The organism is Rhodanobacter sp. UC4451_H18, assembly GCF_052978225.1.
Genome location: NZ_CM129663.1, coordinates 304,291 through 321,402 on the forward strand (window position 1 = coordinate 304,291; position 17,112 = coordinate 321,402).

Annotated in this window: 16 protein-coding genes; 6 read left to right on the forward strand and 10 right to left on the reverse strand. The window is 69.1% G+C overall.

Annotated elements, in window-relative coordinates:
- Positions 1-130: 130 nt before the first annotated feature.
- From ccoS to ccoN, 7 genes are read right to left on the reverse strand one after another with little or no spacing between them, the layout of a single operon-like run.
- Positions 131-313, reverse strand: a complete 183-nt coding sequence (ccoS, locus tag ACVCMG_RS01555) for a cbb3-type cytochrome oxidase assembly protein CcoS (RefSeq protein ID WP_447106178.1) — start codon at positions 311-313, stop codon at positions 131-133.
- Positions 310-2,562 carry a heavy metal translocating P-type ATPase gene (locus ACVCMG_RS01560; RefSeq protein ID WP_447114729.1) on the reverse strand — a complete coding sequence of 751 codons (2,253 nt, stop codon included), beginning with the start codon at positions 2,560-2,562 and terminating at the stop codon, positions 310-312. Before ACVCMG_RS01560 ends, ccoS begins: the two co-directional genes overlap by 4 nt.
- Positions 2,559-2,798 (reverse strand): hypothetical protein, encoded by a 240-nt coding sequence (locus ACVCMG_RS01565; RefSeq protein WP_447106176.1) that lies wholly within the window; start codon positions 2,796-2,798, stop codon positions 2,559-2,561. Before ACVCMG_RS01565 ends, ACVCMG_RS01560 begins: the two co-directional genes overlap by 4 nt.
- Complete coding sequence (gene ccoP, locus ACVCMG_RS01570; RefSeq protein WP_447106175.1) at positions 2,782-3,690, reverse strand: cytochrome-c oxidase, cbb3-type subunit III; 909 nt, start codon at positions 3,688-3,690, stop codon at positions 2,782-2,784. The genes ACVCMG_RS01565 and ccoP overlap by 17 nt, the downstream gene beginning before the upstream one ends.
- Positions 3,687-3,881: a cbb3-type cytochrome oxidase subunit 3 gene (locus ACVCMG_RS01575; protein WP_395118744.1), complete on the reverse strand. Its 195-nt coding sequence runs from the start codon at positions 3,879-3,881 to the stop codon at positions 3,687-3,689. Before ACVCMG_RS01575 ends, ccoP begins: the two co-directional genes overlap by 4 nt.
- On the reverse strand, positions 3,878-4,543 hold the full coding sequence (ccoO, locus tag ACVCMG_RS01580; protein ID WP_395118742.1) for a cytochrome-c oxidase, cbb3-type subunit II: 666 nt from the start codon (positions 4,541-4,543) through the stop codon (positions 3,878-3,880). Before ccoO ends, ACVCMG_RS01575 begins: the two co-directional genes overlap by 4 nt.
- Positions 4,544-4,556: 13 nt before the next feature.
- Positions 4,557-6,026 (reverse strand): cytochrome-c oxidase, cbb3-type subunit I, encoded by a 1,470-nt coding sequence (gene ccoN / locus ACVCMG_RS01585; RefSeq protein ID WP_395118740.1) that lies wholly within the window; start codon positions 6,024-6,026, stop codon positions 4,557-4,559.
- Positions 6,027-6,209: 183 nt separating this feature from the next.
- Between ccoN and ispG the strand changes: the two genes are divergently transcribed.
- On the forward strand, positions 6,210-7,469 hold the full coding sequence (ispG, locus tag ACVCMG_RS01590; RefSeq protein ID WP_395118738.1) for a flavodoxin-dependent (E)-4-hydroxy-3-methylbut-2-enyl-diphosphate synthase: 1,260 nt from the start codon (positions 6,210-6,212) through the stop codon (positions 7,467-7,469).
- Here ispG and aat read toward each other — a convergent pair.
- From aat to trxB, 3 genes are all read right to left on the reverse strand, one after another.
- Positions 7,462-8,193 carry a leucyl/phenylalanyl-tRNA--protein transferase gene (gene aat / locus ACVCMG_RS01595; protein WP_447114730.1) on the reverse strand — a complete coding sequence of 244 codons (732 nt, stop codon included), beginning with the start codon at positions 8,191-8,193 and terminating at the stop codon, positions 7,462-7,464. The two genes, ispG and aat, sit on opposite strands and share 8 nt — an antisense overlap.
- Positions 8,190-9,320 carry a GNAT family N-acetyltransferase gene (locus ACVCMG_RS01600; protein WP_447114731.1) on the reverse strand — a complete coding sequence of 377 codons (1,131 nt, stop codon included), beginning with the start codon at positions 9,318-9,320 and terminating at the stop codon, positions 8,190-8,192. The genes aat and ACVCMG_RS01600 overlap by 4 nt, the downstream gene beginning before the upstream one ends.
- Before the next feature lie 99 nt (positions 9,321-9,419).
- Positions 9,420-10,382, reverse strand: coding sequence for a thioredoxin-disulfide reductase (trxB, locus tag ACVCMG_RS01605; protein WP_395118732.1), 963 nt, complete (start codon positions 10,380-10,382; stop codon positions 9,420-9,422).
- A gap of 219 nt (positions 10,383-10,601) precedes the next feature.
- Between trxB and ald the strand changes: the two genes are divergently transcribed.
- The 5 genes from ald (at position 10,602) to ACVCMG_RS01630 (ending at position 17,103) form a co-directional block, all read left to right on the forward strand.
- On the forward strand, positions 10,602-11,666 hold the full coding sequence (gene ald, locus ACVCMG_RS01610) for an alanine dehydrogenase (RefSeq protein ID WP_447098794.1): 1,065 nt from the start codon (positions 10,602-10,604) through the stop codon (positions 11,664-11,666).
- 29 nt (positions 11,667-11,695) lie between these two features.
- Positions 11,696-14,020 (forward strand): DNA translocase FtsK, encoded by a 2,325-nt coding sequence (locus ACVCMG_RS01615; RefSeq protein WP_447114732.1) that lies wholly within the window; start codon positions 11,696-11,698, stop codon positions 14,018-14,020.
- A gap of 128 nt (positions 14,021-14,148) precedes the next feature.
- On the forward strand, positions 14,149-15,675 hold the full coding sequence (locus ACVCMG_RS01620; protein ID WP_447110586.1) for a tetratricopeptide repeat protein: 1,527 nt from the start codon (positions 14,149-14,151) through the stop codon (positions 15,673-15,675).
- A gap of 62 nt (positions 15,676-15,737) precedes the next feature.
- Positions 15,738-16,406 carry an outer membrane lipoprotein chaperone LolA gene (lolA, locus tag ACVCMG_RS01625; protein WP_447106170.1) on the forward strand — a complete coding sequence of 223 codons (669 nt, stop codon included), beginning with the start codon at positions 15,738-15,740 and terminating at the stop codon, positions 16,404-16,406.
- 7 nt (positions 16,407-16,413) lie between these two features.
- On the forward strand, positions 16,414-17,103 hold the full coding sequence (locus ACVCMG_RS01630; protein WP_447106169.1) for a YoaK family protein: 690 nt from the start codon (positions 16,414-16,416) through the stop codon (positions 17,101-17,103).
- The last annotated feature ends 9 nt before the right edge of the window (positions 17,104-17,112 follow it).

Below are 17,112 nucleotides of genomic sequence, written 5' to 3' on the forward strand. Positions count from 1 at the left end.
CAGGGATGGCGGGCACTGCCGGCCCTGCGCCCGGACGCCCCGCCACTGGTAGGAGCCCGCTCGCGGGCGATGCTCTCGTGCCGGGATTCGGGATATGCAAAAGCCAGGAGCATCGCCCGCGAGCGGGCTCCTACGGCAGCGTGGACGGGTCCTCGGGCTCTTCGGCCGGCGCGGGCTGATCGTCCATCAGCGGCAGCACGCCGGGGCTGTCGAGGTCGTCGAATTGCTGGTGGTTCACGGCCCAGAAAAAAAGCGCCACGGCCACGCCGATCACCACCAGGGTGACCGGGATCAGCACCAGCAGGACGTTCATGCCGCCGCCTCGGCGGTGCGGTCGGCGTGTCCGGGGTTGGCGTCGTGCGCGTGTGCGCGGCCGACGCGCATGGCGTTGAGCACCACCATCAGCGAGCTCAGCGACATGCCGATGGCGGCCAGCCACGGCGACACCAGGCCGAACGCCGCGAACGGCACGGCGAACAGGTTGTAGCCCAGCGCCCAGCGGCGGCTTTGCGCGATCACCTGCTGCATCTGCACGGCGATCGCGTGCGCGTGCAGCAGGCCTTGCAGGCGCCCGTCGAGCAGCAGCAGGTCGGCCTGGGCCTGGGCCAGGTCGGTGCCGCTGGACAGCGCAGCGGAGACGTCGGCGGCCGCCAGCAGCGGGGCGTCGTTGCTGCCGTCGCCGACGGCGAGCACGCGGTGGCCGTCGGCCTGCAGGGATTGCAGCAGGGCCAGCTTGTCGGCCGGCAGCTGCCGCGCATGCCAGTCGTCGATGCCGAGCCGGGTGGCCAGCGCGGCGACGCGATCGGCGCTGTCGCCGCTGGCCATGCACACGTCGATGCCGTCCTCGCGCAGCCGTGCCAGCGTGGCGGCGGCATCCTCGCGCGGGCGTTCCTGGAAGCCGAAGCGGGCCAGCGCGCCGTGCTGGTCGGCCAGCACCATGGCCGCGCTGGCCAGCCGCGGATCGTAATGCGCGTCGCCCAGCGCGTAGCGGGCGCGGCCCAATCGCAGCGCGCGGTCGCCGACGTGGCCTTCGATACCTGCGGCCAGGTGCACGCGCACGTCCTGTGCCGCCGGTGTGACGCCGCGCGGGCGCGCCGCGGCGCTCAGCGCGCGGGCCAGCGGATGCGAGCTGGCGCGGGCCAGCGCCAGGGCCCAGGCCAACACCTGCTCGCGGCTGTCGCCGCGCAGCGGTTCGACCGCCTCGTCATCCAGGTGCGGCGTGGAGAGTGTGCCGGTCTTGTCGAACAGGGCACGGTCGACGCCGGCAAGTGCGAGCAGGGCGCTGCCGTCGGTGACCAGCACGTGGCGGCGGGCAAGCCGGCCCAGCGCCCGGGTCAGCGTCACCGGCACGGTCAGCGCGAAGGCGCAGGGGCAAGCCACCACCAGCACGGCGATGGCCGCGTCGAACGCGCGTGAGGGGTCGACCAGCAGCCAGCCCAGCGCGGTCACCACGGTAAGCACCAGCACCCGGCGCACGAAGCGGGTGACTTCGCGATCGCTGCCGGCGATTCGCGTGCGGGCCTGGCGCGCGCGCGCGGCCAGCGCGCCGAGCCGCGCCACGCTGGTCTGCGCGCCGCCATGTTCCACGCGCAGCTGCGCCGGCCCGGTCAGCAGCACGCTGCCGGCCACCAGACGCTCGCCGCGCTGGCGCCGTTGCGGGCGCGATTCGCCGGAGAGCAGCGCTTCGTCCACCTCGACCACGGCGCTTTCCAGCACGCCATCGGCCGGCACGGTGCCCCCGTCGTCGATGTGCACGCAGTCGCCGCTGGCGAGGGTCATCGCGGGCACGGTTTCCAGTTCGCCATCGGCACGGCGGCGCTGCGCCAGCAGCGGCGTGGCATCCAGCAAGGCATCGCCGCCGGCGTCGCCGCGATGGCGCGAGCGCAGTTCGATGTAGCGCCCGACCAGGAGCAGGAACACGAACATGCTGACCGAATCGAAATACACCTCGCCGCTGCCGCGCAGCGTGTTGATCACGCTGGCCGCAAACACCAGCGCGATCGCCAGCGCCACCGGCAGGTTGATGCCGAGGCGGCGGCCGCGCAGTTCCTCTGCGGCGCCGCGGAAGAACGACTGCGCCGAATAGGCCACCAGCGGGATGGTGGTCAGCAGGCCAAGCCAGCGGAACAGGTTGCGCGTGCTGAAATCGACGAAGTCGACCACGCCGAGGTAGATCACCAAGGCGTAGCTCATCACCTGCATCGCGCACATGCCGGCCACCAGCATGCGCTTCAGCGCATCGTGCATCTCGGCGGCGCGGACGTCTTCCACTTCGTCCAGGCGCAGCGGGCGCGCCTGACAGCCGGCGGCGGCGAAGTTCTCCAGCAGGGTAGGCAGGGTGGTGCGCCGGGTGTCCCAGACCACCCGCATGCGCCGCGCGGCGCGGTCGACGCTGACCCGGCGCACGCCGGCAAGCGCGTTGATGCGCTGCTCCAGCCAGAGCAGCCGGCGGGGATCGTCCAGCGCCTCGACGCGCAGGGCGATCTCGCTCAAGCCGTCGCGTCGCTCGCGCAGCACCTGGGCGGCGAGCCGGGGATCGGCCCATGTCGCCGCGCTGTTCATGGTTTGCGCGGGGGAGGGGCGGTGGATGGCGGTGGCGCGCTGTGCGAGGCGACCGGCACCCCGAATACCGCGTGCGAGCTGGTGGTCAGCGGCGTGTCGGCGTAGCGGACGCTGACCACGATGAGCCATGCGCAGCCGGCCAGCGAGGCGGCGAAGATGAATGCTCCGAGCCACAGCACCGGCTGGCGATACCAGGCCGATGCCGTGCGGACGCCGATGTCATGGCTGGTCTTCATCGACCGGGTGCGACAGGTGGTAGACGTAGGCGGCGATGACGTGGATCTGGTCTTCGCTCAGCCGCGTGCTCCACGACGGCATGTGGCCCTGGCGACCGTTGCCGATGGTCTGCTCGATATCGGCCGGGGTGCCGCCGTACAGCCAGACGTGGTCGGTGAGGTTCGGCGCACCCAGCGCCGGGTTGCCCTTGCCCTCGGCGCCGTGGCAGGCGGCGCAGGTGGAGAACAACGGCTTGGCGGCTGCCGCCTTGGCCGCGTCGTGCGGGGCGCCGGACAGGCTCAGCACGTACTGGGCGAGGTTTTTCACGTTGTCCGCGCCCAGGCTCGCCCATGGCGGCATCACGCCGCTGCGACCGTCGTGGATCGAGGTGGTGATGTCCTTGCCGGTGCCGCCGTACAGCCAGTCGCCGTCGGTGAGGTTGGGTGCGCCGACCAGGATGTTGCCCTTGCCGCTGCGCTGGTGGCAGGCGGCGCAGTTGTCCTCGAACAGCACCTTGCCCATCTGCTGCGCCTGCGGGTCGCCGGCCAGCTGCTCCACCGTGTACAGGCGGAAGCGGTCCAGCAGCGGGTCCAGCCTGGCCTCGTTGGCAGCCACTTCACGCGCCAGCTGGCCGTGCGAGGTCCAACCCAGCGCACCCTTGTGGTTGCCGAAGCCGGGGAACAGGAACAGGTAGATGAACGCCGCGGCGAACATCGAGCCGGAGAACACGATCCACCACGTGGGCAGGTTCTTGAGGCCTTCCAGGATGGTGCCGTGCGCCCACACGTGTCCGGTGGTGCCATCGGGGCGGGTCGGGATCTTGGCCCGCGGCGCCCACAGGAACAGCCCGAAGGTGATGCCCAGGTTGAGCACCACCAGGAACATGACCCACAACGACCAGCCGGTGCTCATGGGCGATCCTCCTTGGCATCGACATCGCTGTCGGATTGTTCGTCTTGTTCGAGCGGCAGGCGTGCCATGCGGTCGAACGTGGCCTGGTGGCGCTTGCGCCAGGCCCAGATCCAGATACCGATGAAGGTCACCAGCATCAGGATGATGAATACCCCTGCAACGTGGCCCCAGACCGGGCTCATCGGCGTCATGGCGTGGCTCCCGCGACGCCGTCGGTGGTCGCCGGCTTGGCTGCCGACGGGGCCGGCTCATTGGCGATGCCCAGGCCCTGCAGGTAGGCGATCAGCGCGTCCATCTCGGTCTTGCCCTTGACGGCCTCGGGCGCGGCGGCGATCTGCGCGTCGGTATACGGGTCGCCCAGCTTGCGCAGCGTGCGCATGCGTGCCTGCACGTCCTCGGCACTGATCGTGTTGTGCGCCAGCCACGGATAGCCGGGCATGTTCGACTGCGGCACCACCTGGCGCGGGTCCATCAGGTGCAGGCGCTGCCATGCATCGGAATACTTGCCGCCCACGCGCGCCAGGTCCGGGCCGGTGCGCTTGGAGCCCCACTGGAACGGACGGTCGTAGACCGACTCGGCCGCGGTGGAGAAGTGGCCGTAGCGCTCGGTCTCGAAACGCAGCGCGCGGATCATCTGCGAGTGGCACAGGTAGCAGCCTTCGCGCACGTAGACGTCCTTGCCGATCAGGCGCAACGGCTCGTACGGATGCACGCCCGGCGGCGCCTTCACCGAGTGCGCCTCCATGAACAGCGGGGTGATCTCCGCCAGTCCGCCCAGCGAGACCATGATCGCGATGCCGATGCCGAGCAGGCCGGCGTGCTTCTCGATCGCTTCGAAATGTTTGTAGGCCATGTTGATCTCTTCCTCAGCCGGCACTTGCCGGCAGGGGAGCGGGCACCTGGTGGGGCGCCGGCTCGGGAATCGGCACCGGGATCGGCTTGATCAGGCGCGCGCGGGCATCGGCGGCGGTGTGCCACAGGTTCCACGCCATCACCCACATGCCGGACAGGATGAACACGCCGCCGGCCCAGCGGATCAGGTACATCGGCTTGATCGCGAGCAGGCTGTCGAGGAAGCCGTAGGTCAGCGCGCCGTCCGGGTTGGTGGCGCGCCACATCAGGCCCTCGGTGACGCCGGCCGTCCACATCGAGCCCACGTACAGCAGGGTGCCGATGATGTGCAGCCAGAAGTGCAGCTCCATGCCCTGGCGCGAGTGCATCTCCGGCCGGCCCAGCGCACGCGGCGCCATCGCGTAGAGCGAACCGATGGTGATCATCGCAACCCAGCCCAGCGAGCCGGAGTGCACGTGGGCGATGGTCCAGTCGGTGTAGTGCGACAGCGAGTTCACCGTCTTGATCGCCATCATCGAGCCTTCGAAGGTGGAGGCGCCGTAGAACACCAGCGACAGCACCATGAACTTGGCCGCCGGATCGGTGCGAAGGCGATGCCACACGCCGTTGAAGGTGAGCAGGCCGTTCGCCGCCGAGCCCAGGCTCGGCATCAGCAGCACCAGCGAGAACGCCATGCCCACCGACTGCACCCAGTCGGGCAGGGCGGTATACATCAGGTGGTGCGCGCCGGCCCACATGTAGACCGAGATCAGCGCCCAGAAATTGACGATCGAGAAGCGGTAGCTCCACAGCGGCTGCTTGGCCTGCCGCGGCACGAAGTAATACATCATGCCGAGGAAGCCGGCGGTGAGGAAGAACGCCACCGCGTTGTGGCCGTACCACCACTGCACCATCGCATCGACCACGCCGGAGTAGATCGAGTACGACTTGGTCAGCGAGACCGGGATGGCCAGGTTGTTGACGATGTGCAGCAGGCCCACCGCGATGATGAAGGCGCCGTAGTACCAGTTCGCCACGTAGATGTGCTTGATCCGCCGGCGCGCCAGCGAGCCGAAGAACACCACGCCGAAGCTCACCCAGACCACCGCGATCAGGATGTCGATGAACCATTCCGGCTCGGCGTATTCCTTGCTCTGGGTCAGCCCCAGCGGCATCGTGGTCATCGCCAGCACGCAGACCAGTTGCCAGCCCCAGAAGGTGAATGCGGCGAGCTTCCTGAAAGCCAGCCGCGCGTGGCCGGTGCGCTGCACCACGTAATAGCAGGTGCCCATCAGCGCCGAGCCGCCGAACGCGAAGATCACGCCGAAGGTGTGGTCGGGCCGGATGCGGCTGAAGGTCAGCCACGGCACGTTGAAATTGAGCACCGGCCACATCAGTTCGGCGGCGGCATAGACGCCGACGGACATGCCGATGATGCCCCATACGGCGGCCGCGAGCAGGAACTGGCGGACGACCTTGTCGTTGTAGTATTCGGTGTTCGGCATCGGAGTTTCCGGCTGGACAGCGGGGCATTTTGGCGGCAAGCATGCGGCGAAGTGCTGACCTCGATCAAGCAACTGCGGCATTCCGTCCACGTCATCGCGGTGGAGGCCGGCGCTACCGGTCGGGCGAGTATCCTTGGCATCTTCAGTCGCGGCCTGCCGCGACCAGACATTCCGGTTGAATCCATGAGTGAGATCGTTTCGCAACAACCCCGTCCGGCGGCGCCCGCGCCGCGCCGCGCCAGCGTGGGCGTGCAGGTCGGCAAGGTCAAGGTAGGCGGCGGCGCCCCGATCGTGGTGCAGTCGATGACCAATACCGACACCGAGGACCCGGCCAGCACCGCGAAACAGATCGCCGAGCTGGCCCGCGCCGGCTCCGAGCTGGTGCGCATCACGGTGAACACGCCGGCCGCCGCGGCCGCGGTGCCGCGCATCGCCGAGCGGCTGGCGATGATGGGCGTGGACGTGCCCATCATCGGCGACTTCCACTACAACGGCCACCAGTTGCTGGAGCGCGAACCGGCCTGCGCCGAGGTGCTGGCGAAGTACCGCATCAACCCCGGCAACGTCGGTTTCGGCAAGAAGCACGAAAGCCAGTTCGCCTCGATCATCGAGAAGGCGCTGCGCTACGGCAAGCCGGTGCGCATCGGCGCCAACTGGGGTTCGCTGGACCAGTCCATGGTGGCCGCGCTGATGGACGAGAACGCGCGGCGCGCCGAGCCGTGGGATGCCGCGCACGTGGCGCGCGAGGCGTTGATCCGTTCCGCCCTGGATTCGGCCGCGCGTGCCGAGGAGCTCGGCCTGCCGCGCGAGCGCATCATCCTTTCATGCAAGGTTTCCGGCGTGCAGGAGCTGATCGCCGTGTACCGCGACATCGCCGCGCGCGGCGACTACGCGCTGCATCTGGGCCTGACCGAGGCCGGCATGGGTTCGAAGGGCATCACCGCCTCGGCCGCTGCGCTGGCGGTGCTGCTGCAGGAGGGCATCGGCGACACCATCCGCATCTCGCTCACGCCCGAACCCGGTGCCTCGCGCACCGGCGAGGTGATCGTGGCGCAGGAGCTGTTGCAGACGATGGGTCTGCGCTCGTTCACGCCGCTGGTCACCGCCTGCCCGGGTTGCGGGCGCACCACCAGCGAGTTCTTCCAGGAACTGGCCAAGACCGTGCAGGAACACGTGCGCGAGCAGATGCCGCTGTGGCGGGTGAAATACGACGGCGTGGAGAACCTCACCCTGGCGGTGATGGGCTGCATCGTCAACGGGCCGGGCGAATCCAAGCACGCCAACATCGGCATCTCGTTGCCGGGCAACGGCGAGGCGCCGGCCGCGCCGGTGTTCATCGACGGCGAGAAGGCGATGACGCTGCGCGGCGACAACATCGCCAACGAGTTCGTCGACATCCTCGACGACTACGTGGCGCGCAAGTACGCCACGCGCGCTAGCTGAAAGTCGTGCCGGGCTGCCACAGCCGCGGGCCGAGATCGGTCCAGCTGCCGACCCGCCCAGGTTGCGCGGCCAGCACGCCGGCCTGCGCCAGGTAGTCTGCGCGCGCCATCTCGAACGCACCCAGGCTCAGCGTGTGGGCGTTGGCTACCTGCGCATCGAGCAGCGGGCAGCCCTGTTCGTGCAGCAGCCGCGCCAGCGCGATCAGTGCCACCCGCGAACCACCGCTCTCGGCGCTGAACATCGACTCGCCGCAAAACAGCTTGCCGACAGACAGGCCGTAGACGCCGCCGACCAGGCGCTCGCCGTCCCAGGTCTCCACGCTGTGCGCGTAACCGAGCTGGTGCAGGTGGAGGTAGGCGTCGATCATGGCCGGTACGATCCAGCTGCCCGAGCTGTTGTCGCGCGGCGCCGCGCAACCGCGGATCACCGCCTCGAACGCCCGGTCGATCGTCACCCGCCAGCGCTTGCCGGCGAGCTGGCGACGCAGGCTGCGGTTCGGCCGCAACGCGTCGGTGCGAAACACGCAGCGCGGGTCCGGCGACCACCACAGGATCGGTTCGCCATCGCCGAACCAGGGGAAGATGCCTTGCCGGTAGGCGGCCAGCAGCCGGCCTGGCGACAGGTCGCCGCCGAAGGCAAGCAGGCCGTTCGGTTCGGCCAGTGCGCGGGAGGGATCGGGAAAGCGCTCCGGCGCGTCGGCATCGAGCAGGGGCAGGCGGATCATGGCGCAGCCTCGTCGTGCTGCGCGTACGGGCTGTGTTGCCGCAATTCTTCCGCGTAGGCATCCACCGCCGGTGCCTCGCGCGCCAGCGCGCTGGCCACCGCCGCGCGGAAGCCCGGGTGGGCGAGCCAGTGGCGCGACTGCGTGCGCGCGGGCAGGAAGCCGCGTGCCAGCTTGTGCTCGCCCTGCGCCCCGGGCTCGAAGCGGTGCAGCCGCTGCGCAATGGCGTACTCGATGCCGCGGTAATAGCAGAGTTCGAAATGCAGCCCGGGCACGTCGACCATGCTGCCCCAGTAACGACCGTAGAGCACGCCGTCGCCCTGCACGAACAACGCCATCGCCACGATCTCGCCGCCCGCGCGGGCCAGCGCGAGCTGTGCCAGCGGACCGAGTTCGCCGAGCTGCCGGAAGAAGGCGACGGTCAGCACCGCGTGGTTGCCCTTGTCGTCGAAGGTGGCTTCGTACAGCGCGTGCACGCGATTCCACTCGTGCTCGTCGAGCGTGTCGCCGCTGCGCCATTCGACCGCCAACCCGCTGGCGGCGACCTGGGTGCGTTCGCGCAGGATGTTCTTGCGCTTCTTGTGCGTCAGCGCGGCGAGGAAATCCGGGAAGTGGCGGTAGTCGCGGTTGTGCCAGTGGAACTGCACGTCCGAGCGGGCCAGCCAGTCGTCGCCGAAGGCCGGCGCCTCCGTGGCCAGCAGGAAGTTCGCGTGCACCGAGGACAGCCCCAGCCGCTTCGCCTCGGTGCGCATCGCCTCGACCAGCGCCTGCCGCAGCGCGGGCGTGTCAGCCAGCAGGCGCGGGCCGGGCACCGGCGAGTAGGGCACGCCGCAGAGCAGCTTCGGGTAGTACTCGCCGCCGGCGCGCTCCCACGCGCTGGCCCAGCTCCAGTCGAACACGAACTCGCCGTGCGAGTTGCCTTTCAGGTACAGCGGCGCGGCGGCCACCAGGCGATCGTGGTCGTACAGGCCCAGGTGGTGTGCCTGCCAGCCCCAGTCGGGACGGATGCAGCCGGTGTCTTCCAGCGCATGCAGGAACGCGTGCGACACGAACGGATTCGCCCCGCCGCGCAAATCGTCCCACGCCGCGGCAGGCAGTTCGGCGATCGCGTCGTGGAAGCGGATGTGCATGACTCGGCACGTGCCATAGGAGCCCGCTTGCGGGCGATGCTTCTGTTTTTTTCAATCCCGGCCAGAAGCATCGCCCGCGAGCGGGCTCCTGCGGGCAGGTCAGCCCGCCGGCGTCTGCTGGTCGAGCCAGCGTTCGGCGTCCAGCGCGGCCATGCAGCCGAAGCCGGCGGAGGTGATCGCCTGGCGATAGACGTGGTCGGCGACGTCGCCGGCGGCAAACACGCCGGGGATCGAGGTCATCGTGGCCATGCCGTTCTGGCCGCTGTGGATGCGGATGTAGCCGTCGTGCATGTCCAGCTGGCCGGCAAAGATGCCGGTGTTCGGGGTGTGGCCGATCGCCACGAAGAAGCCGGTGGCCGCGATGTCGCGGGTGGCGCCGGAGTTGACGTCCTTCACGCGCACGCCGGTGACGCCGGTGTCGTCGCCGAGCACCTCGTCGATGGTGTGGTTCCAGACCAGCTCGATCTTGCCCGCGGCCTCCTTCTCGAACAGCTTGTCCTGCATGATCTTCTCCGCGCGCAGCTTGTCGCGGCGGTGCACCAGGTAGACCTTGCGGCCGATGTTGGCCAGGTACAGCGCTTCCTCCACCGCGGTGTTGCCGCCGCCGATCACCACCACGTCCTGGTCGCGGAAGAAGAAGCCGTCGCAGGTCGCGCAGGCCGACACGCCCTTGCCCTTGAACTTCTCCTCGCTGGCGATGCCCAGATACTTCGCGGTGGCGCCGGTGCTGATGATCAGCGCATCGGCGGTGTACTCGCCGGAGTCGCCGACCAGCCGGAACGGGCGCTGCTTGAGGTCGGCGGTGTGGATGTGGTCGAAGATCATCTCGGTGTGGAAGCGCTCGGCGTGCTCGGCCATGCGCTGCATCAGCGCCGGACCCTGCAGCCCCTCGACGTCGCCCGGCCAGTTGTCCACGTCGGTGGTGGTCATCAGCTGGCCGCCCTGCTGCAGGCCGGTGATCATGGTCGGCTTGAGATTGGCGCGGGCGGCGTACACCGCGGCGGTGTAGCCGGCAGGACCGGAGCCGAGGATCAGCAGGCGGCTGTGCTTGGGGGTGGGCATGGCAGGTATAATCCTTGGGTTTGCTGGTGGCTTGAGCGGCTATTCGCTCCAGCTGCAGCCGGGGTTTCACCGAAACCGGGCCTGCAGGTGGCAACAACGAATGCGACCCCCGGAGAATGGGGAATCCGCGTGGCTGATTCAAGTCGCCGGCAGATCAACGACACCACCGCGGCAGTTGCGCGATGGACTTTCCACGTGTTCCCACAGGATTCTTTTGCCATGCGTATCGGTATCCCCTCCGAAACCAAGACCCTCGAAGGTCGTGTCGCCCTTGTTCCCGCCGCTGCTGCCGACCTGGTGCGTCGCGGCCATGAGGTGTTCATCCAGGCCGGGGCCGGCCTGAAGAGCGGTTTTTCGGACGAGGCGTACGTCAACGCCGGCATCAAGATCGTGGCCGATGCCGCCGCGCTGTACGAGGCGGGCGAACTGATCGTCAAGGTGAAGGAGCCGATCGCCGGCGACCTGGCCCTGCTGAAGAAGCACCACCTGCTGTTTTGCTATCTGCACCTGGCGGCGGAGCCGGCGCTGACCCGCAGCCTGCTCGACATCGGCCTGACCGGCGTGGCGTTCGAGTCGGTGGAAGATCACGGCGGCCTGCCGCTGCTGCACCCGATGTCGGTGATCGCCGGGCGCATCGCCACCCAGTGCGGCACCACGCTGCTGCATCGTCCGCAGGGCGGCAAGGGCAAGCTGCTCGGCGGCATGGCCTCGACCCCGCGCGGCAAGGTGGTGGTGCTCGGTGCCGGCGCGGCCGGCGGCAATGCCGCGGCGCTGGCGGCGCAGGCCGGCGCCAACGTGGTGGTGTTCGACAAGCGCCAGGATCGCCTGGCCGAGATGATGGCGCTGGGCCCGAACGTCACCGCGCTGTACGCCTATGAATCCTCGGTGGCCGAGGAGGTGCGCGACGCCGACCTGGTCGTCGGCGCCGTGCTGATCCCCAGCGCCAAGGCGCCGCACGTGGTGACCGAGGCGATGGTCAAGTCGATGGAGCCGGGCAGCGTGCTGGTGGACATCGCGATCGACCAGGGCGGCTGCTTCGAGACCTCCCGGCCGACCACCTGGGAGCACCCCACCTACGACGTGCACGGCGTTACCCACTTCTGCGTCACCAACATGCCCGGCGCGGTGCCGCAGACCTCGTCGGTGGCGATCTCCGCGGCGATCCTGCCGTACGTGCAGCGCCTGGCCGGCGGCAACGCGTGGCGCGAGTTCGAGCCGCTCAAGGTCGGCATCAACATCGACGGCGGCAAGCTGGTACATCCGGCGCTGCAAGGTATGCTCTGACCCTGGTCACGAAGAAAGGGGCACCCCGGGTGGCGCGCGGCGCGAACGCAAGGCAACAACCCAAGGCAGGCCTCAGCGATGAGTTGAAACGCCGGCTGCGCGAAGCCGGCGCCCTGCTGCTGCTGCCGCTGGCGGTGTACCTCCTGGTATGCCTGTTCAGCTACGACCCGCATGACCCCAGCTGGACCAATGCCGGCCAGCTGGAGCATGCGCGCAACTTCGGCGGCACCGTCGGTGCCTACGTGGCCGATCTGCTGCGATGGATCTTCGGCCTGGTGGCGTACTGCTTCCCGTTGCTGCTGTTGCTGCTCGGCGTGCAGGTGTTGCGCCAGCGCGGACAGCAACCGCAGCATCCGTGGGAACCGGCATTGCGGCTGGTCGGCTTCGTGTTCTTCTTCATCACCGGGCCGGCGCTGCTGTATCTGAACTTCGCGCAGGAGCCGGTGCAGCCGCAGGGCGTGGGCGGCATCATCGGCGTGTGGGTGGGCCATGCGGTGCTGTCGGCGTTCGGGTCCACCGGCGCGCCGTTGCTGCTGCTGGCGCTGTTCCTGATTGCGGTGACGCTGGCCACCGGGCTGTCCTGGTTCGGCGTGATGGACTGGACCGGCCAGGCCGTGCTGCAGCTGGCCGGCTGGCTGCGCGGCAAGCTGCGCGAGGCACCGCAACTGCTGGCCGCGCGCCAGGCGCGCAGCGAGCGCGAGGTGATCAAGAAGGCCGACGCGGTGAAGCAGGCCCGGCGCGAACCGGTGCGCATCGAGGCGGCGCCCGCGCCGGTGACCAAGAGCGAGCGCGCGCGGCTGGAGACGCAGATCCCGCTGTTCGCCGGCGCCGCCGCGCCGGGTGAACTGCCGCCGCTGTCGCTGCTCGACGAGGCGCCGGAGCAGGGGCCTGGCTATACCGAGGAAACGCTGGAAGTCCTCTCGCGCCAGGTCGAATTCAAGCTGAAGGATTTCAAGATCGACGTGAAGGTGGTCGGCGCCTATCCGGGGCCGGTGATCACCCGTTTCGAGATGGAGCCGGCACCCGGCGTGCGCGGTTCGCAGGTGTCGAGCCTGGACAAGGACATCGCCCGCGGCCTCTCCGTGGTGAGCGTGCGCGTGGTCGACGTGATCCCGGGCAAGAACGTGATCGGGCTGGAGATACCCAACACGCGCAAGCAGATCGTGTATCTGTCGGAGATCCTGCGCTCGGACAAGTACGACCAGATGAAATCGCCGCTCGCGCTGGCGCTGGGCAAGGATATCGGCGGCAAGCCGATCGTGGTCGATCTGGGCAAGATGCCGCACCTGCTGGTGGCCGGCACCACCGGCTCGGGCAAGTCGGTGGCGGTCAACGCGATGGTGCTGAGCCTGCTGTACAAGGCCAGCCCCAAAGACGTGCGCATGATCATGATCGACCCGAAGATGCTGGAGCTCTCGGTGTACGAGGGCATCCCGCACCTGCTGGCGCCGGTGGTCACCGACATGAAGGAGGCCGCCAACGCGCTGCGCTGGTGCGTGGCCGAGATGGAGCGCCGCTACAAGCTGATGGCCGCGGTCGGCGTGCGCAACCTGTCCGGTTTCAACAAGAAGGTGAAGGACGCCGAGAACGCCGGCCAGCCGTTGCTCGACCCGCTGTTCCGGCCCAACCCGGACATGCCGGGCCTGGCGGCCGACCCGCTGGAGCCGCTGCCGAACATCGTGGTGTTCATCGACGAATTCGCCGACATGATGATGATCGTCGGCAAGAAGGTCGAGGAGCTGATCGCGCGCCTGGCGCAGAAGGCGCGTGCCGCCGGCGTGCACCTGATCCTGGCCACCCAGCGCCCGTCGGTGGACGTGATCACCGGCCTCATCAAGGCCAACATTCCCACCCGCATCGCGTTCCAGGTATCGAGCAAGATTGACTCGCGCACGATTCTCGACCAGTCCGGCGCGGAAGCGCTGCTGGGCCACGGCGACATGCTCTACCTGCCGCCGGGCACCGCCACGCCCGAGCGCGTGCACGGCGCCTTCGTCGACGACCACGAGGTGCACGGCGTGGTCGCCTGGCTGAAGTCGCAGGGCGGGCCCGACTACATCGAAGGCGTGCTGGAGGAAGTGCAGGCCACCGGCGACGGCAAGTTCATCAACGACTCCGGCCTGCCGCAGGACGGCGAGGAAGGCGGCGACGCCGACACCCAGCTCTACGACAAGGCCGTGGCGGTGGTCACGCAGACGCGCCGCGCCTCGATCTCGGGCGTGCAAAGGCATCTGCGCATCGGCTACAACCGCGCCGCGCGACTGGTCGAGCAGATGGAGGCCGACGGCGTGGTCAGCGCGCCGCAGCACAACGGCAACCGCGAGGTGCTGGCGCCGCCGCCGCCCAAGGATTGATCCGGTATCCCGCTGCCGGCGCAAAACCGGCATGATGCGCTCCTGCCGCGCGCGCCGGGTCCGTGGATCGGACGCGCGACGGCCTTCATGATTGCTCTTGGACGCGTACGTCGGTCATGGTGTCGAACTTGCCGCAACACGATGGGAACGATGCCGCGTGGGCGTCGCTGGCCGGCGACGTCCATCGCCTGGTTCAGCAAAACCGCGCGCAGGACGCGCTGGCGATCGTCGAGCGATTCCTCGGCTCGACGCCGGATTGCCGGGTCGTCGAGCCGCTGCGGTTGCGCGCGCAGCTGTTGCTGTCGCTGGGGCGTCCGCGGCAGGCCGTGCCGGCGTTCGAAGTCGCGATGGCCGCCGCGCCCGGGGATGGGCGCATGCTGCTGGGGCTTGCCGTGGCGCACGGCGAAAGCGGCCAGCCCGAGGCAGCCGAGGCGGTGGCGCGCGGCGCACTCGCGCAGTCGCTCGACCATCCGCACGTGCATTACGTGCTGGCTCGCGCCCTGTTCGAACAGGATCGGTTCGTCGAGGCCGAAGCGGAGCTTCGTCAGGTCGTGGCGACAGCGCCGCAGCACCTTGCGGCGCATACCACGCTGGCCGAACTGGTGTGGATGCGCAGCGGCGACATGGATGCGGTGGCCATCGCGCTCGATGCGGGCAGCGACGCCCGCTCGCGCGTCGAGCTGCGCATGATCAAGGCCCGGCTGTGGCGTCAGACCGGCGCGGCCGAACGAGCGTACGCCGAGCTTGCGCCGCTGCTCGAAGCGCACCCGCAGCACGCCGCGCTGCACGTACTGGCGGCGGAATGCGCGCTGCAACTGGACCCGCCCCGGGCGCTGGCGCTCATCACCCACGCGCTGCAACTGGAGCCGCGCAGCCGGGAGGCGCACCGCTTGCACGGCGACATCCTGCTCGCGGCCGGGCTGCCGGAAGCGGCGGCCAGCCTGGCCGGGCGACTGCTGGCGCTGGACCGCAACGACGTGTCCGCCTTCGCGCTGCAGGCCGCGGCGTGGCATGCGCTGGGCGATCCGCGCTATCCGGCGTTGTACGACTACCCGCGGCTGGTGCACTCCTGTCGCATCGACGTGCCACCGGGCTGGGCCAGTCTCGACCATTATCTGCACGACCTCGCGGCCAGCCTGCACGCACGGCACGACCCGTTGCAGGCGCACCCGCCCACGCAGTCGGCGCGCACCGGCACGCAGGTCGAGTTGCGGCCCGGCAGCCCCTCGGCGGATCGGGCGGTGCGGGCGTTTCCGACGGCGGTCGATGGCGCCATCCGCCGCTACATGGAGACGGTGATGGCCACGGGTGCCGACGCCTTTTCGCGGCGTGGCACCGGCCGCTATCGTTTCAGCGGCATGTGGTCGGTGCGGCTGAAGTCACAGGGGCACCATGCGAGCCATTTCCACGGCAAGGGCTGGATATCCTCGGCCTGTCACATCGAGGTGCCGGCGTCGCTGTCCGATGACGACCGCGGCGGATGGTTGAAGTTCGGCCACGAACTGCCGTCCGGATCGCCCCCCGGGCACTGCGTCAAGCCGGTGTCGGGCGTGCTTACCCTGTTCCCTTCGTGGATGTGGCATGGCACGGTGCCATTCGTGGCCGCTCCCGGCGACTACCGCCTGTCGGTCGCCTTCGACGTGGTTCCCGATTGACGCGGAAGCCTTTGATTAAGCCAGTGGATGACACACTTGTCTTTACCCATTCGGAAATGGCCATGACCCGCAATCGCATCATTCTCTGCATCGTCGCCCTGTCTGCCCTGGGCGTGGCTGGCCTCGCGCAGGCGGCCACCGGCCCGGCGCGGGCGCGGCTGGATGCATTCGCCACCGGCCTGCATTCGCTGACCGGGCATTTCAGCCAGACGCTGACCAACGTCAACGGCCAGGGCAGCAAGACCAGTGCCGGCACGCTGGCCCTGGAGGCGCCGCGGGAGTTCCGCTGGGACACCACCACGCCGTACAAGCAGACCATCGTCGCCGACGGCGGCCGGGTCTGGATGTACGACCCGGAGCTGGAGCAGGTCACCGTGCGCAGGCAGAGCACCGAGGAGGCGCACAGTCCCTTGACCGTGCTGACGGACCTCAAGCAGCTGGACAAGGAGTTCAACGCCAGCGAACGCGGCGAAAAGGACGGGCTCGCCTGGTTGCGGCTGACCTCCACCAGCAAGGACGCGCAGTTCGCCTGGGTCGACCTCGGCTTCGACGCGAACGGCCTGGCCCGGATGACCTTCCGCGACCAGCTCGGCGCGACCACCGAGATCCGCTTCTCGCAGTGGCAGCGCAACCCGGTGCTGCCGCCGGGCACGTTCAACTTCGTGCCGCCGGAGGGAGCCGACGTGATCGGCGACGTGCCGCAGATCAGCATCCAGCCGATCCGGGACTGAGCCGGCGATGGCCGTACTGCGGCAGTTGCCGCGCTGGGCGTGGATCGGTGGCGGCGTGCTGGCGTTCATCGCCGGCATCGTCAACGCGGCCGGTTACCTGGGCTTTCGCCACCAGGCAATCACCAACCTGACCGGATCGACCACCTTGCTCGGTGCATCGCTGGGCCTGGCGGACGGGCCCGAAGCGGTGCATTGGGGCCTGTCGGTGGCGGCGTTCGTGTTCGGTGCGCTGCTCAGCGGATTGATCGTGCAGCAGCAGACGCTGAAACTCGGCCGCCGCTACGGCGTGGCGCTGGTGCTGGAGTCGCTGCTGCTGTTTGCGGCAGTGCCGCTGCTGCATGCCAATGATTTGGGCGGCATCTACCTGGCCTCGATCGGCATCGGTTTGCAGAACGGCATGGCCAGCACGTACAGCGGCATGGTGTTCCGCACCACCCACGTCTCCGGCATGTTTACCGACCTGGGAATCTACATCGGCCAGCGGATGCGCGGCCTGCCGGTGGATGCGCTGCGCGTGGGCGTGTGCCTGCTGGTGGTGACCTGTTTCACCCTGGGCGGCACGGCCGGCGCACTGTTGTTCCGCTCCATGGGCGAACGCGCGCTGCTGGTGCCGGCCGCGCTGACCGGCCTGTGCGGCATGGGCTACGGCATATACCGGCAATACACCTTGAGTCGGGGCACCGCGGGCGCCGATTGAGCGGGGATG

Excerpts from the sequence above, each read along its gene's own strand:
- ccoS (WP_447106178.1), bottom strand. The coding sequence starts at position 313 with ATGAACGTCCTGCTGGTGCTGATCCCGGTCACCCTGGTGGTGATCGGC.
- ACVCMG_RS01560 (WP_447114729.1), bottom strand. The coding sequence starts at position 2,562 with ATGAACAGCGCGGCGACATGGGCCGATCCCCGGCTCGCCGCCCAGGTG.
- ACVCMG_RS01565 (WP_447106176.1), bottom strand. The coding sequence starts at position 2,798 with ATGAAGACCAGCCATGACATCGGCGTCCGCACGGCATCGGCCTGGTAT.
- ccoP (WP_447106175.1), bottom strand. The coding sequence starts at position 3,690 with ATGAGCACCGGCTGGTCGTTGTGGGTCATGTTCCTGGTGGTGCTCAAC.
- ACVCMG_RS01575 (WP_395118744.1), bottom strand. The coding sequence starts at position 3,881 with ATGACGCCGATGAGCCCGGTCTGGGGCCACGTTGCAGGGGTATTCATC.
- ccoO (WP_395118742.1), bottom strand. The coding sequence starts at position 4,543 with ATGGCCTACAAACATTTCGAAGCGATCGAGAAGCACGCCGGCCTGCTC.
- ccoN (WP_395118740.1), bottom strand. The coding sequence starts at position 6,026 with ATGCCGAACACCGAATACTACAACGACAAGGTCGTCCGCCAGTTCCTG.
- ispG (WP_395118738.1), top strand. The coding sequence starts at position 6,210 with ATGAGTGAGATCGTTTCGCAACAACCCCGTCCGGCGGCGCCCGCGCCG.
- aat (WP_447114730.1), bottom strand. The coding sequence starts at position 8,193 with ATGATCCGCCTGCCCCTGCTCGATGCCGACGCGCCGGAGCGCTTTCCC.
- ACVCMG_RS01600 (WP_447114731.1), bottom strand. The coding sequence starts at position 9,320 with ATGCACATCCGCTTCCACGACGCGATCGCCGAACTGCCTGCCGCGGCG.
- trxB (WP_395118732.1), bottom strand. The coding sequence starts at position 10,382 with ATGCCCACCCCCAAGCACAGCCGCCTGCTGATCCTCGGCTCCGGTCCT.
- ald (WP_447098794.1), top strand. The coding sequence starts at position 10,602 with ATGCGTATCGGTATCCCCTCCGAAACCAAGACCCTCGAAGGTCGTGTC.
- lolA (WP_447106170.1), top strand. The coding sequence starts at position 15,738 with ATGACCCGCAATCGCATCATTCTCTGCATCGTCGCCCTGTCTGCCCTG.
- ACVCMG_RS01630 (WP_447106169.1), top strand. The coding sequence starts at position 16,414 with ATGGCCGTACTGCGGCAGTTGCCGCGCTGGGCGTGGATCGGTGGCGGC.